The 13341-nt window shown below is 64.7% G+C and carries 13 protein-coding genes, 1 tRNA gene and 1 pseudogene; 9 read left to right on the forward strand and 6 right to left on the reverse strand.

Annotated features, from left to right (window positions below):
* Positions 1–51: 51 nt before the first annotated feature.
* Positions 52–324, reverse strand: a complete 273-nt coding sequence (rpmA, locus tag EHV23_RS08075; RefSeq protein WP_125095631.1) for a 50S ribosomal protein L27 — start codon at positions 322–324, stop codon at positions 52–54.
* Between the two features lie 103 nt (positions 325–427).
* A complete protein-coding gene (rplU, locus tag EHV23_RS08080) occupies positions 428–784 on the reverse strand; it encodes a 50S ribosomal protein L21 (protein ID WP_125095632.1) in 357 nt (118 codons plus the stop codon).
* A 676-nt stretch (positions 785–1460) separates the two neighbouring features.
* Between rplU and EHV23_RS08085 the strand changes: the two genes are divergently transcribed.
* The 4 genes from EHV23_RS08085 to tpx all read left to right on the forward strand — a co-directional run bounded on the left by EHV23_RS08085 (position 1461) and on the right by tpx (position 5500).
* On the forward strand, positions 1461–2450 hold the full coding sequence (locus EHV23_RS08085) for a polyprenyl synthetase family protein (RefSeq protein ID WP_125095633.1): 990 nt from the start codon (positions 1461–1463) through the stop codon (positions 2448–2450).
* Positions 2451–2483: 33 nt separating this feature from the next.
* Positions 2484–2560, forward strand: a tRNA-Pro gene (locus EHV23_RS08090).
* Positions 2561–3221: 661 nt separating this feature from the next.
* Complete coding sequence (locus EHV23_RS08095) at positions 3222–4865, forward strand: YncE family protein (RefSeq protein WP_125095634.1); 1644 nt, start codon at positions 3222–3224, stop codon at positions 4863–4865.
* Between the two features lie 134 nt (positions 4866–4999).
* Positions 5000–5500, forward strand: coding sequence for a thiol peroxidase (gene tpx / locus EHV23_RS08100; protein WP_125095635.1), 501 nt, complete (start codon positions 5000–5002; stop codon positions 5498–5500).
* Between the two features lie 143 nt (positions 5501–5643).
* On the opposite strand, the gene EHV23_RS08105 is transcribed toward tpx, so the two are convergent.
* Positions 5644–5958 (reverse strand): CcdB family protein, encoded by a 315-nt coding sequence (locus EHV23_RS08105; protein ID WP_203228949.1) that lies wholly within the window; start codon positions 5956–5958, stop codon positions 5644–5646.
* A gap of 2 nt (positions 5959–5960) precedes the next feature.
* Positions 5961–6203 (reverse strand): type II toxin-antitoxin system CcdA family antitoxin, encoded by a 243-nt coding sequence (locus tag EHV23_RS08110; protein WP_203228950.1) that lies wholly within the window; start codon positions 6201–6203, stop codon positions 5961–5963.
* 151 nt (positions 6204–6354) lie between these two features.
* On the opposite strand from EHV23_RS08110, the gene EHV23_RS08115 reads away from it, so the two are divergent.
* Entirely contained in the window at positions 6355–7503 is a 1149-nt protein-coding gene (locus tag EHV23_RS08115) for an alpha/beta hydrolase (protein ID WP_125095638.1), read from the forward strand.
* A gap of 14 nt (positions 7504–7517) precedes the next feature.
* Here EHV23_RS08115 and EHV23_RS08120 read toward each other — a convergent pair whose 3' ends face one another.
* Entirely contained in the window at positions 7518–9560 is a 2043-nt protein-coding gene (locus tag EHV23_RS08120; RefSeq protein ID WP_158615894.1) for a TonB-dependent receptor domain-containing protein, read from the reverse strand.
* 652 nt (positions 9561–10212) lie between these two features.
* On the opposite strand from EHV23_RS08120, the gene modA reads away from it, so the two are divergent.
* The 4 genes from modA to EHV23_RS08140 all read left to right on the forward strand — a co-directional run bounded on the left by modA (position 10213) and on the right by EHV23_RS08140 (position 13084).
* Entirely contained in the window at positions 10213–10965 is a 753-nt protein-coding gene (gene modA, locus EHV23_RS08125; RefSeq protein ID WP_125095640.1) for a molybdate ABC transporter substrate-binding protein, read from the forward strand.
* 42 nt (positions 10966–11007) lie between these two features.
* Entirely contained in the window at positions 11008–11682 is a 675-nt protein-coding gene (modB, locus tag EHV23_RS08130; protein ID WP_125095641.1) for a molybdate ABC transporter permease subunit, read from the forward strand.
* 157 nt (positions 11683–11839) lie between these two features.
* Positions 11840–12517 (forward strand): sulfate/molybdate ABC transporter ATP-binding protein, encoded by a 678-nt coding sequence (locus EHV23_RS08135; RefSeq protein WP_125095642.1) that lies wholly within the window; start codon positions 11840–11842, stop codon positions 12515–12517.
* Between the two features lie 63 nt (positions 12518–12580).
* Entirely contained in the window at positions 12581–13084 is a 504-nt protein-coding gene (locus EHV23_RS08140) for a nitrogen fixation protein NifQ (protein WP_125095643.1), read from the forward strand.
* Between the two features lie 61 nt (positions 13085–13145).
* On the opposite strand, the pseudogene EHV23_RS16055 reads toward EHV23_RS08140, so the two are convergent.
* Positions 13146–13313, reverse strand: a pseudogene (locus EHV23_RS16055) (IS3-like element ISAzo10 family transposase); the annotation flags it as partial.
* Between the last annotated feature and the right edge of the window lie 28 nt (positions 13314–13341).

Genomic DNA, 13341 nt, shown 5'->3' on the forward strand with positions numbered 1-13341 from the left:
CACCTGGAGCCAAGCCCACAGGTGCCGCCTGATGGTTGCCGGTGAAGATGCTCAGGCAGCTTCGGCCAGCAGCGGGGTGATGCTCACCACCTTGTTGCTCTTCGGACCGTGGGTACCGAAGGTGACCACGCCGTCGATCAGCGCGAACAGGGTGTGATCCTTGCCCACGCCGACGTTGCGGCCCGCGTGCACACGGGTGCCGCGCTGACGGACGATGATGGAGCCGGCCGACACGGTTTGACCGCCGTAGGCCTTGACACCCAGCATCTTTGGCTTGGAATCGCGGCCGTTGCGTGTAGAGCCGCCGCCTTTCTTCTGTGCCATGACTGATTACCTGCACGAGATGCCCTGAAGGCCCCGGGACGCGGCCCGGGACAGGGCGGGTTGATACTTTGGACTGTGGTTATTCAGGCATTGCCCAAATGACTCAGGCAGCAACGGGAGCCGGTGCCTCGGCCTTGTCGGTGCCCAGCTCGGACGACACCTGCGCGATGAACAGCTCGGTGTAGTTCTGGCGATGGCCCTGGCGCTTCTGGTAGTGCTTGCGCCGGCGCATCTTGAAGATGCGTACTTTTTTGTGACGACCCTGAGACAGGACGACAGCCGACACGCTTGCACCACCCACCAGCGGCGCACCGATCTTCACCTTGTCGCCATCGTAGACGGCGAGCACCTGGTCGATCTCGATGCCGGCTCCGATGTCTGCGGATATCTGTTCTACCTTGATTTTGTCGCCGGCAGCAACCTTGTATTGCTTGCCACCGGTTTTTATGACCGCGTACATGGAAACCTCCAAAGAACACACCTTCCCACCCAGGAAGGCGCAACCTGAAATTATAGGGTCGGGACTGAGGCAGCGTCAAACGCCGCGCGCCCTTCCTGCCTGTACCCTGCCTGTACCCTGCCTGTACCCTGCCTGTACCCTGCCTGTCCCACGCCTGTCCACGCCTGTCCACGCCTGTCCCACGCCTGTCCCACGCCTGTCCCACGCCTGGGCCACCGTCTGGGCCACCTGCCTTCTTCCTGCCTCCACGCCTCCACTTCCGGCACACGCCTCTGCTCCCGCACCATGTCAACCAATGTGACACATCAAACGTGAAAAGAAGGCGCGACGGCGGCCCGGCCGTGAAAGCAGCCCCCAACGCCCTGGGGCGTGTCATGGACCCGCTCATCCCCGCCTCCCGTTGGGTGTGCAGGACAGGACGGCAGCGGCTGTAACGGCGCCGCCCGGCCGGCCCCTGTCTTCCGCCCATATAATCGGACCTTTCCGGACATCGGTCCGGCGTGGCAGAGTTGCCACAGCCGGTCTCCTCCTGTCGGAAAACGCCTGTACCGGGGACGCTGCCGCCCCTGCCTGCAGGGATCCCTGCGGATCCGCGGCACCGGCCCGCGCCTTCCCCTCTACAATAGGCAACTTTCCGGCAGACCATCCTCCGGCCAACGCCAACCAGCACGACATCTTGAAGCCCTACGACGCCTATCCGATCATCACAGACGATCTTGCCCAGGTCGACCGGGTCATCAAGGAACGTCTCGACAGCCCCGTCGCCCTCATCCGCACCATCGCCAGCTACATCATCGGCGCAGGCGGCAAGCGGTTGCGGCCGGTGCTGCTCACCCTGTTTGCCCGTGCGCTGGGCTACGGCAACTCCGACGCCCACCAGAAGGAAGGCCATCACTGGCTGCTGGCTGCGGTGGTCGAGTTCATCCACACCGCCACGCTGCTGCACGACGACATCGTCGACGAATCCACGCTGCGCCGCGGCGCCCCCACGGCCAACGCCCAGTTCGGCAACCCGGCCGCGGTGCTGGTGGGCGACTTCCTCTACTCCCGCTCGTTCCAGATGATGGTGGAAGTGGAGCAAATCAGCATCCTCAAGACGCTGGCCGACGCCACCAATGTCATTGCCGAGGGCGAGGTGCTGCAGCTGCTCAACTGCAACGACCCCGACGTGGACGAAGCCGCCTACCTGCAGGTCATCCGCTTCAAGACGGCCAAGCTGTTCGAGGCGTCGGCACGCATCGGCGCCATCCTGGCCGGTGCCACGCCCGAGCTGGAAGACGCTGCTGCAACCTACGGCCGCCACATGGGCACGGCGTTCCAGATCATCGACGACGTGCTGGACTACTCCGGCGAGCGCGACACCCTTGGCAAGAACATCGGCGACGACCTGCGCGAGGGCAAGGCCACCCTGCCCCTCATCCGTGTGATGGAAGTGGGAGCGCCCGCCGACCGCGAAATCGTCCGCCAGGCCATCATCAATGGCGAGACCGAGCACTTCGACGCCATCCACCAGGCCATCCTGCGCTGCGACGCCCTGGGCTATGCCCGCACCCTGGCCGAACAGGAGGCGCAACGGGCACGCGATGCACTGATCCACGTACCCCCTTCCCAATTCAAGGAAGCCTTGCTATACTTATCTTCTTACTCGATCTCGCGTAACAAGTAAGCTTTGGTGTTTGGCAGGAACGGGTAAGACCATCGGGGTGTAGCTTAGCCTGGTAGAGCGCTACGTTCGGGACGTAGAGGCCGGAGGTTCGAATCCTCTCACCCCGACCAGAACATCAAAAACCGGATCCGCCGCAAGGCTGGTCCGGTTTTTTCGTTTCTGGCCTTCATCTGATACGCCTCCTCTCTCTTCCCGACCGTCTTCCACCATCACGCCGGCCTGTCGCCTGTCGCCTGTCGCCTGTCGCCTGTCGCCTGTCGCCTGTCGCCTGTCGCCTGTCGCCTGTCGCCTGTCGCCTGTGCCTGTGCCTGCTGCCTGTGCCCGGTGCCTGCGCCCCCCTGCCATCACAGCCAGTTTCTCTTCTCCTGGCCCTGCACAGCGGCGGTCGGCCAGTCCGCAATGAGCAGGCCCCTGTTGCCCGACCGCCCGCAGCCCTGCAGCTGCCACGAGCCACCCTCCTCCTGCACCTTCCACAGCCTTCCAGCCAGCCCGACGCTTTTGGGCAACCTGCCCGGCGCTTTCGGATTTCCTGCCTGACAAGATCGGCCCCGTCCACCGTGACCGAACCCGATTGTGAAGAATAGTTAATACTGAAACTGCCCACCCGGAAGTATCGGCAAAACAATGTCAAAACCGGGATGTTTTTCTTTTGAATAGGGCATAATAATCTCTCTCACTATCATTAGCCTCCTTTCCGTTCCGGCACGGCCGGTCCCGGTACACGCCCCCCGGCACGCTCCCGGTACGCCCATTTCCCAGGAAATTTCCTCCATGCACCCACGCATTTCACGCGTTGGCCTGGCTGTTGCCATGGCCCTTGCCAGCAGCACCCTGATCAGCACCACCAGCCAGGCCGCCCCGCTGGCAGACGGCACCACCCACGGTTCCGGCAACAGGGCCACCAGGCCACTGAGCTTCAAACCCACCACGGGCTGCGAAGGACTGGAAGGCTACGATGCCAAATGGGCCAGCCACGGTGACGACTATGGCTTCACCCTGGCCGGCACGAAGCGGCCGGTGCCCAAGGGGAAAAGGAACGATCCCGAGGCTGGCCAGCCCATCCTGATGAATGGTTTCTACCAAATGACCGAACACGGCGGCACCCTGTACGCCACCTTCGGCGGCGCCTCGGCCCCCGGTGTGACACCCGGCGCCCTGGTGATGCTGGATGCAGACACGCTGGCCTTCAAACAGGCCATGCCCCTGCCCTTTGCGGCCCACGCCATTGCCATCGACCGGCTGGGCAGGAAGGCCGTCGTGACCCACACCCACCAGAGCGCCTTCAGCCTGGTCGACCTGGAAAAGCACACCAGCACCTGCCGCAAGCCCGACAGCACCATCCATGGCGACACCTACCGGGGCCGCTATGTGCAGATGGATGAAATGGGCAACTTCTACATCAACTACAACAGTTTCGGCGCGAAGGATCCGTCGGGCTACATCATGAAGTACACCCCCGCGGGGGATCACGCCGCAGGCTATGCCGTCGAGCCCACCGAAAAGGCCCGGCTGGTCATCCCAATGCTCTACCGCATGGGCAGCCTGATCACCGGCGGACGTGCCGTGACCTCGGTGGATGCCCAGAACGGCACCGTGAACCAGCTCTCGCCCACCTTCGAAAGCCTCAACATCTACAACTATGTGTCCGGCCCCGGCATGTCGCTGGTGGCCAGCAACAATGACGTGTCCGGTCGCCCCAACCTGATGGTGATCGATCCGGTGAGCGGCGCCCGCAGCGCGCTGCTCACCGGTTCGGGCAGTGTGGAAGTGGGGTACAGCCCCGACAGCCAGCAGGCCTTCACCACCAACTACGAAAGCAACACCGTGACGGTGGCCGCCCTGTCCCCCGAACGCAAAGCCTTCCAGCCCGGCCAGTTCGTCAACATCACGTTCCAGGATTCCCCCTCGAACCTGTACGTGCGCCACACCGGCAAGGGCACCGATGTCTACGTGACCACCAAGACCTGGGAAGGTGACAACGCCACCCGCGGCGCCCTGCTGCACCGGATCCATCTGGACAGCAGCGTGAAGGGCATCGACGGCATCGGCCGCGCCGGCGCCTGCACCATCACCACCTTCGACATGCGCGACAACACGGTATCGGCCCCTGTGGCCTGCCCGCTGATGAACGCTGCAGACACCTGGAAGGCCCAGTATCGCCGCATCCGCGACGTGTCGCTGCCCGCCATGGAAAAGAGTCTCAAGGGCGCCCGGGCCTTCAAGGCAAAGGCCGAGGCCGACCTGAAGGCAGCCCGCCAGCAGGCCGCCCAGAAGCCCGGCAAGGAATCCCGCGCCGCGCTGGCCAGGGCGAAGGAAAACCTCGGCAACGCCACCGTCTGGCTGGCGTACGTGAACAAACACCTGCCCAACCTGCGCGACGGCCTGCGCTACTACCAGCAGCTGGCTGGCGAGTGAACGGCAACGCGCGCTGGCGGACGGGTCATGTCATGCACGCACCGTCCGCGCGGCCGCGCTCCGCACCTGATGTCGCAGACCGGTATCATCGCCACACGGGCGTGTCCCATTCGCATCCCTCACAGGAGAACCTCATGAGCAAAGTCACTTTCCACGATACCGTCAGCGTCGATGTAGCCGGCACCCTGCCGGCCAAAGGCAGCAAGGCACCGGCCTTCAGCCTCGTCAACGCGGAACTGGGCGAATCCACGCTGGCCACCTATGCCGGCAAGCGCAAGGTGCTGAACATCTTCCCGAGCGTGGACACCGGCGTGTGCGCAACCTCGGTACGCCGCTTCAACACCGAGGCATCCAAACTGGACAACACCGTCGTGCTGTGCATTTCGGGCGATCTGCCGTTTGCGCAGAACCGCTTCTGCGGCGCCGAGGGCCTGAAAAATGTCGTCACCCTGTCGTGCTTCCGCAGCCCTACGTTCCGCAAGGACTACGGCGTGGACATGACCAGCGGCCCGCTGGCCGGCCTGACCGCCCGCGCGGTGGTGGTACTGGACGAGAATGACCAGGTGCTGCACAGCGAACTGGTGTCCGAGCTGACCCACGAGCCGGACTATGCGGCGGCGCTGGCCGTGCTGTGATTCTGGCAAATCAGCCTGATCACACATCAAAAAAGGGGCTGAAGCCCCTTTTTTGATGGTGTACCCCCCAGGGCATGTCATGGACTCGTGCGTCCTCGCGCGCCCTCATGAGAACATTGGGACGAACCAGTTCACGACACACTCTAAACTCCGGAGATCAGGAAATCCAAAGCACCCACGATCTCATCCCGACAGAAGGACAGATCATGTACAGGACGCCCCACATACCGCCGATCAATACCGGCCATCAAAGGAACCATCAGGATATGGGGCTCTCCCTGCACATCCACCACCGGTGTCAGGCGTGTTACCTTCCTGTTGGCCACTGTGCGCAGTGGCACCAGTGGAACGACAACCACGGTACGCAGATCATCCAAGAGGGGTGACTGCACATCAAGAAGCCACGGATGCGTACGTCGCGTTGCAGGGTTCGCATTCTCATGCAGCCAGAATTGCATGATCAGAAACTCCGTGTTGCGTCACTGAAGCAGCCGTGCATCTCGACAAAGCGGTTGTAGGCCTCGATGGCCTCGGTATTTTCCTGCCGCCAGGCAGCCTCCTGCTGCCGGGCCAGCTGCTCGCTCAAGGCCCTTTCCAGGGTGGCTGAAAGGTTGATTTTCAGCGCACGAGCCTTTGCCAGCAGATCACTGTTGATACTGACATTGGTGGCCCGTTTGGGCGCCTGCGCATCGAATATGGTCATGTTTGCCATCGGCATTGTCTGGCCCTCATGCATGGATCATGCGCATACTATATGCGCATGACAAGCCGAAGACAAGCAGCCGGGTAACATCGTCTATCCGCCACAGAACCCGCCATGCTCCCCCACAAACCGCCACGAACAGGGCTCATCCATGCTTTCCCACATGCATCCCCAGCTGGCCGCCTTTTTCCAGTACCGTGTCGAGCAGCAGAAACTGCTGGAACAGCTGGACGGCCCCGGCGCCGTCATGCCCATGCCCGACCTGAAGGGACTGCGCGCCTGGTACAAAATGTTTGGCCAGCGCGTGGGCGGTCCGGTCCTGGAGGTGGCCGAGGTGCGCGATTTCGTGGCCGAAACCGATGAACGCCCGCTGCACATGCGGCTGTACCGGCCACAGGCAGACCTTGCGGCGCCCCCCTGTCTCGTCTATTTTCATGGCGGCGGCTGGTCGATGGGCGATCTGGATACACACGACCGGGTCTGCCGGCGGCTGGCACTGGCCGCACAGGCAGTGGTCATTTCGGTGGACTATGGGCTGTCCCCTGAGCTGCCGTGGCCCCAGGCCGCGCATGATGCCATCGCGGCCACCCGCTGGATACAGGCCAGCGCCGGCTCACTGGCCATCGATGCACACCGGGTCGGCGTGGCTGGCGACAGCGCCGGCGGCAATCTGGCAGCCATCGTGGCCCTGGCGTTGCGCCCGGCCGCAGATATCCTGCCCCAGTCCGACGATCAGGCCCGGACAGACAGTCAACACCGGCCAGCCAATCGGCACAGGACAGATCGCCCGTCTCCCGGCAATGGTCACGCCCAGCCGGAAAACCTGCCTCCACCGGACAGTCCACCCCAGTCCCAAAGCCCGCAGCCTGAAAACCTTCCTCCGCTGGTCGCCCAGCTGCTCATCTACCCCGCAACCGACCTGCGCAGCGGCTTCGAGCCCCACTATCCGTCCCTGACGGACAACGCCGACCGGCCGCCCCTGTCCACGGCCCAGATGCGTGAACACATGCGACATTATCTGGACGAACAGCCAGAACACGCGCATCACTGGCAGGCATCTCCCCTGCTGGCCAATGACCACCGGGGGGCTGCGCCAGCCCTGGTCATCACCGCCGGGCTGGACCCGCTGCGTGACGACGGCATCGCCTACGCGCAGACCCTGTCACGCGCCGGGGTGGATGTACTGCTGCGCAACTACGCCGGCCACACCCACGGCTTCGTGGAAATGGCTGGCGTGCTGGACACGGTACCGGACGCCTTTGCGCTGATGGGGCAATGGTTCCGGCAGCAGGCCGCCTGAACGAACGCGTCACATCACAGCGCCAGATTTACCCGCGCCCCCAGCCAGAACTGCCTGCCCAGGCCCTGATAGCCGCGCACCGGTTCCACGTCCTTGTCCGCCGCATTGAGCACGCTGGCCTCCAGCGTCCAGCGTGGATCGACTTCCCAGCGGGCCCGCAGATCCAGCACGGCATAGCTGCCCAGCCGCACCGCGCCGTCGGGCCGCGCACCCACCCGCGTGAGCGTCGCGCCCGCCGTCCAGCCTGCGCCCAGGTAATCGGCCGCCACACTGTGCTGGTGTGCCGCTCGCCGGTTCAGGCGCTTGCCGGTGGCATCATCCTTTGCATCCAGAAAATCGAATTCTGCACTCAGACGCACCTGCCGCCAGTCGTGCATGGTCTGGAGGGTGGCCCCCTTCAGCGTGGCCCGGTCGGTATTGGCAGCGCAGCCAAAATAGCCTGCAGGACACGTGGTTCCGGTCGTATCGGGGTCATAACCAATGAGGTTGCGAACTTTGTTGCGATAGACGGTCACACCGGCGCGCGTACCCGGCGCCTGCCACAACAGGCCCAGTTCGGCACTGCGGCCCTTTTCCGGCTTCAGGCTGCCCACCCCGTAATTGGGGTAGTACAGGTCGTTGAAGGTGGGCGCGCGAAAGCTCGTTCCCACCTGCGCACGCAGTTTCAGCTTCTGCGTCAGTGCCTGGGTAGCCCCCAGGCTGCCCGTCGTATTGTTGCCGTAGGCCGAATTGTGATCGTGCCGCAGGCTGGCCTGCACGTCGGTCCCCGTACCGAACTGGCCGGTATACCCCGCCAGCAGCCCCTGGTTGTGACGGCTGCGATGATCCGGCTGCGCCCCCACCCCGTTCACACCGGTCGTGGCATAACTGGCCGCCGTCACCTTCTCGTGCAGGTATTCCCAGCCCAGCACCAGCTGCTGGCCGGGCTGCAGCTGCAGCGCGTTCTGCCAGATAAACTGGCGGCGCGCCGTCCGGTAGCGATCCGGACTGGCTGCACCACTTTTTGCATCATCTTCGGCGGCCCCGAGCTGGGCCGAGGTGGTCCAGCGGTCGGACATCTTCCCACGATAGTCCAGTGCCGTCGTGCGGGTGGTCAGCCGGTTCCGGAAATCCTGCAGGGCATTGCTCTGGCCGGTGGCGGCATCCCAGGTGGCGCTGTCGTACTGGGCGTTCAGCTTCGACTGCGTTGCCACCAGGCCCACCCGGTGCCCGGCCACCGGGGTCAGTCCCAGGTTCACCGTGCCCACGGTTCGACGGAAGCCGTCCCGGTCCGGGTTGTAGTAGCCGTTGGGATCATTCGGGCGAATGGCCGATTCACCCCGGTTCTGCTCGCGCCCCACACTCACCGCGTAGTCGAGCTGCCCCAGCCCCGTGGTGGCGGCACCGCTGATGTCCGCCCCGGCCTGCCGCCCGCCATAGCCCCCCACGGCCAGATGGGCCGACAGTTTCGGCGCCCCCTGCCCACGCCGGGTAATGAGGTTGATCACCCCGCCCACGGCATCTGCCCCATACAGCCCGGAAGCCGGTCCGCGCACCACCTCGATGCGTTCGAGCTGGGCCAGGTCCAGGGCACCGAACTGGGTCTGCCCCAGCGTGGCCGAGCCCACGCGCACACCATCGACCAGCACCACCACCCCGTTGGCCCCCACACCACGCAGGAAGTAGCCGGCACTCTGCCCCGGGCCGCCATTGCGCGCCAGCTGCAGGCCCGCATACCGCTGCAGCGCATCCTCCACCGAATGCAGCCCACTGGCATGCAGCCGCTCGCCGTCGATCAGTACCACGTCACTCACACTGTCGGCCAGCGGTTGTGCTTCACGTGTGGCCGTCACCACCACGGCGCCCATGGGCGCCGCGGAGGAATGATCTGCCTGTGATGACGATGCCTGTCCCTTCACCTGCCCATTTGCCTGCTCGTTCACCTGACCATCCGGAGAGGCAGACAGCAGCGACACATCCCCGTCAGGCACAGCAGAACCGGATGCAGCCTGCGCTGCCGTCATCGTCCACAGAGCCCCCGCCACGGCCAGTGCAACCGTGCCTGCCCCGACCATCATGCGTGTGGGCGCCCCGGACCGGTCGCGCCACAGCCTCGCGTCATTTCCTGCCCCCCCGTCATTCCTGATCATCCTGCCGTCCCCGGGCATCCTTGCGTCCCTGGCCATTCCGCCGGCCATCCCTTCACACCCGAGCCTCCCGCCACCAACCGCCCTTGCGCCGCGCTCTGCCACTGCGCCACGCGCCACTCTTCCCGCGCCCCGCCGACCTGCCAGCTGCACACCCATGATCTCGACTCCTGAAACAAAAACACAGTACAGACCGCCATTCTGCCAACCGTGAAAAATTTTTTCATGACCACCCGGCCGGTTGAACGACATCCAGGCGGCAGAGCAACGTCCGGACGACTGGGAAATTGCCCGGATGGCCGAGCGTCCCTCCAGACCTCGAGCAACACCCGAATGTTGAACAACACCCAGGCGCTTGAGGAGCCACCGGGCAATTGAGAAACACCCCGGATGGTTGAGCAACATCAACGCCAGCCATGCGTTGAATGCACCACCGTTATATAAACGTGTATATTCCGGTGATCGATCGCCTCCCTGTCGGGGAGCTTCATCACTCCCAGGATCTTCTCCGCGTCCGGGATCTTCATTACGCCCGGAGATCTTCATTGCGTCGGGGGATCTTCAACCATCTACAGGACTCACCATGACCTTCCGCAAGAACCTGCTGGCACTGGCCGCCCTGTCCCTCTTTGCCACGGCCGCCCAGGCCGCCGACATCACCGTCTCCGCTGCCGCCAGCCTGACCAACGCCTTCAAGGAAATCGCCGAAAAGTACCAGGCCAAGTATCCGGATGCCAAGGTGCAGCTGAACTTCGGTGCCTCCGGTGCCCTGCTGCAGCAGATGTCCAAGGGCGCCCCGGTCGACCTCTTCGCCTCGGCCGACCAGGCCACCATGGACAAGGCCGAGAAGCAGGACCTGATCGACCCCAAAACCCGTCACAACTTCGTCCAGAACACCCTGGTGCTGATCGTGCCGTCCGACAGCACGCTGACCCTGTCCAAACTGGCCGATCTCAAGAAGGCCGATGTCAAGAAGGTCGCCATCGGCAATCCGGCCAGCGTCCCGGTCGGCGCCTACACCCAGGCCACGCTGGAAGCCGCCCACCTGTGGAAGGCCGTTTCCGCCAAGGCCGTCAACACCCAGAACGTGCGCCAGTCGCTGGACTACGTGGCCCGGGGTGAGGTGGATGCCGGCTTCGTTTACGGCACCGACACCTACGTCATGAAAGACAAGGTCAAGACGGCGCTGGAGGTTCCCACCCAGACGCCCATCCTGTACCCGCTGGCCATCACGAAGGACGCGGCCCAGCCCGAAGAGGCCCGTCGCTTCCAGGCCTTCATCCTGGCCCCCGAAGGCCAGGAAGTGCTGGCCAGGTACTTCTTCAGGAAACCCTGAGACGTCAGCCCCCGGCATGACCCTCCTGCTGTTACCCTCATCATGGATTCCGCTGCCTGGACCGCCCTGCTGCTGTCACTGAAAGTGGCTGGTCTGGCCACTGCCATCGACCTCGTTCTCGGCGTGGCCGTCGGCTGGCTGCTCGCGCGCAAGCGCTTCCCCGTTCGTGAACTGCTCGACACGGTCCTCACACTGCCCATGGTGATGCCCCCCACGGTGCTGGGCTATTACCTGCTCGTGGTCATCGGCCGCCGGGGCTGGCTGGGCGGATGGCTCAACAGCACCTTCGGCATCAACCTGATCTTCACCTGGCAGGGCGCCGTCATCGCGGCATCCGTCGTGGCCTTTCCGCTGATCTTCAAGCCGGCCCGTGCCGCGTTCGAATCCGTGGACGGCCAGCTGGAACAGGCCGCCCGCGTACTGGGGCTGAAGGAAGCCGCCGTATTCTTCCGGGTCACGCTGCCCATGGCCTGGCGTGGCATTCTGGCCGGGCTGCTGCTGGCCTTTGCCCGCGCCCTGGGCGAGTTCGGCGCCACCCTGATGGTGGCCGGCAGCATCCCGGGCAAGACGCAGACGCTCTCCATCGCCATCTACGAAGCCGTCCAGGCCGGCCAGGACGACACCGCCAACATGCTGGTACTGGTCACCTCCGCCGTCTGCATTGCCGTGCTGCTGTCGGCCGGCAAGCTGGCCCCGGGGCAGCTGGCGCGGCGATGAACCCCGCCCTCGCAGGCGCCCGGCACCGCCGCGGCACACATTGCCCCCCACGCATGCTCCCTTTCCCGACGGGGCACATCTCAAAACAGGGCCATACCACATCCCCCCGGCCCAGCCGGCTGCCTGCCCCCAACCTTCAGTTCCGGACGCCTGCACCGTGAAGCTCGATCTCGACATCCAGAAAACGCTCACCTCGGGTACCCGCAGCTTCACGCTGTCCGTACAACTGCAGTCCGAACACCAGCGCATCGTCATCGTCGGCGCCTCCGGATCCGGCAAGAGCCTGACCCTGCAGGCGCTGGCCGGCCTGCTGCGCCCGGATTCCGGTCATATCCGGCTGGACGGCGATACGCTCTTCGATGCGGCGCAGAACATCTGGCTGCCCGCGCAGGAACGTCGCCTGGCCTACGTGTTCCAGGACTATGCGCTCTTTCCCCACCTCACGGTGTACCAGAACGTGGCCTTCGCCCTGAGCACCGGCTGGCGCAACCCGCCGTGCCATGCCCAGCCGGCCCAGTGGCCGGCCTCCGTGGCCCGCTGGCTGGACATCTTCGGCCTGGCCCCGCTGGCCGGACAGTACCCGTCGGAGCTGTCCGGCGGCCAGCGCCAGCGCACGGCACTGGCCCGGGCCCTGGTGACCGAACCTCGCGCGCTGCTGCTCGACGAACCCTTCTCCGCCCTGGATCCAACCCTGCGCACCACCATGCGCGCCGAGCTGCTGGCCCTGCAGGAGCGCCTGCAGGTTCCGATGATCCTCATCACCCACGACCCGGAAGACGCCCATGCCCTTGGGCAGCATGTGGTGGAGATGCAGGATGGCACCCGGGTTCACTAAACGCTGCCTCTCCCATGCCCCGATGGGCTTGCAGCAATACACGGCACGCGCGATCATCGCCCCATGAGCCGCACCGCCCCTTCCTCCCTCGCGCCCGGGCAAGACCTGCCCGATGATGTCGCCTACCTGCTGCAACGGGCTGTGTCCGGTGTGCTGCGCGCCGCCCAGAACGGTGACCTTCCCCTGTTTGCCTGGACGCTGGGGCTGCCGCAGGAAGAACTGCTGGAGGTTCTGGCCAGGCTGTTTCCCGAAGTGGAGCCAGTCGAACCCCTGCGCGACGTGCAGTACCAGCAGCTGCTGGCGCTCAAGCCACGCGACTTCCAGTCCATGCTGAGACTGCTGGAACAGAGCCGCAACCCACAGCTGCCTGAACAGAAGATCCGCTGGCTGGCCCACGCCATGACGGCTGCCTGCTACGGCGAACATGAACTCTGGCGCGACATGGGACTGGGCGACATGACCGATCTCGCCCGTCTGATGCAGGTGTGCTTCCCTCCCCTGTACGAGCGCCAGCGCATTGGCCAGAACTGGAAACAGCTGCTGCTCTCCCGCCTGCACGACGGTTGAAGGCTGGTGGCCGGTAGCCGGCGGCCGATAAGCTCACGGCCGGCGGCCAGCATACGGCCGGGGTCCAGACGCACCCTTTTTCGGGTGCCGACAGCGCAGCGACACGCCGGCACTCCAGCGTTGCCACCGGGATATGCAGCTCTTGCGACACCACATCCACCGGAGCGCTCTCCGGTGGCCGCAGCCGGACTACCGCTCTGTCTTTGAATGCCTTTCCGTATCTGGCCACGTTCCTTGTCCTGTTTCGACCCCGGGTT

Origin of the sequence: Lautropia dentalis (assembly GCF_003892345.1) — a bacterium.
GTDB lineage: Bacteria > Pseudomonadota > Gammaproteobacteria > Burkholderiales > Burkholderiaceae_E > Lautropia > Lautropia dentalis.

Coding starts and splice junctions, on each gene's coding strand:
- tpx (WP_125095635.1), top strand. CDS start 5,000: ATGAGCAAAGTCACTTTCCACGATACCGTCAGCGTCGATGTAGCCGGC.
- modB (WP_125095641.1), top strand. CDS start 11,008: ATGGATTCCGCTGCCTGGACCGCCCTGCTGCTGTCACTGAAAGTGGCT.
- EHV23_RS08140 (WP_125095643.1), top strand. CDS start 12,581: ATGAGCCGCACCGCCCCTTCCTCCCTCGCGCCCGGGCAAGACCTGCCC.
- EHV23_RS08115 (WP_125095638.1), top strand. CDS start 6,355: ATGCTTTCCCACATGCATCCCCAGCTGGCCGCCTTTTTCCAGTACCGT.
- rplU (WP_125095632.1), bottom strand. CDS start 784: ATGTACGCGGTCATAAAAACCGGTGGCAAGCAATACAAGGTTGCTGCC.
- modA (WP_125095640.1), top strand. CDS start 10,213: ATGACCTTCCGCAAGAACCTGCTGGCACTGGCCGCCCTGTCCCTCTTT.
- EHV23_RS08105 (WP_203228949.1), bottom strand. CDS start 5,958: ATGCAATTCTGGCTGCATGAGAATGCGAACCCTGCAACGCGACGTACG.
- EHV23_RS08095 (WP_125095634.1), top strand. CDS start 3,222: ATGCACCCACGCATTTCACGCGTTGGCCTGGCTGTTGCCATGGCCCTT.
- rpmA (WP_125095631.1), bottom strand. CDS start 324: ATGGCACAGAAGAAAGGCGGCGGCTCTACACGCAACGGCCGCGATTCC.
- EHV23_RS08120 (WP_158615894.1), bottom strand. CDS start 9,560: ATGATGGTCGGGGCAGGCACGGTTGCACTGGCCGTGGCGGGGGCTCTG.
- EHV23_RS08110 (WP_203228950.1), bottom strand. CDS start 6,203: ATGACCATATTCGATGCGCAGGCGCCCAAACGGGCCACCAATGTCAGT.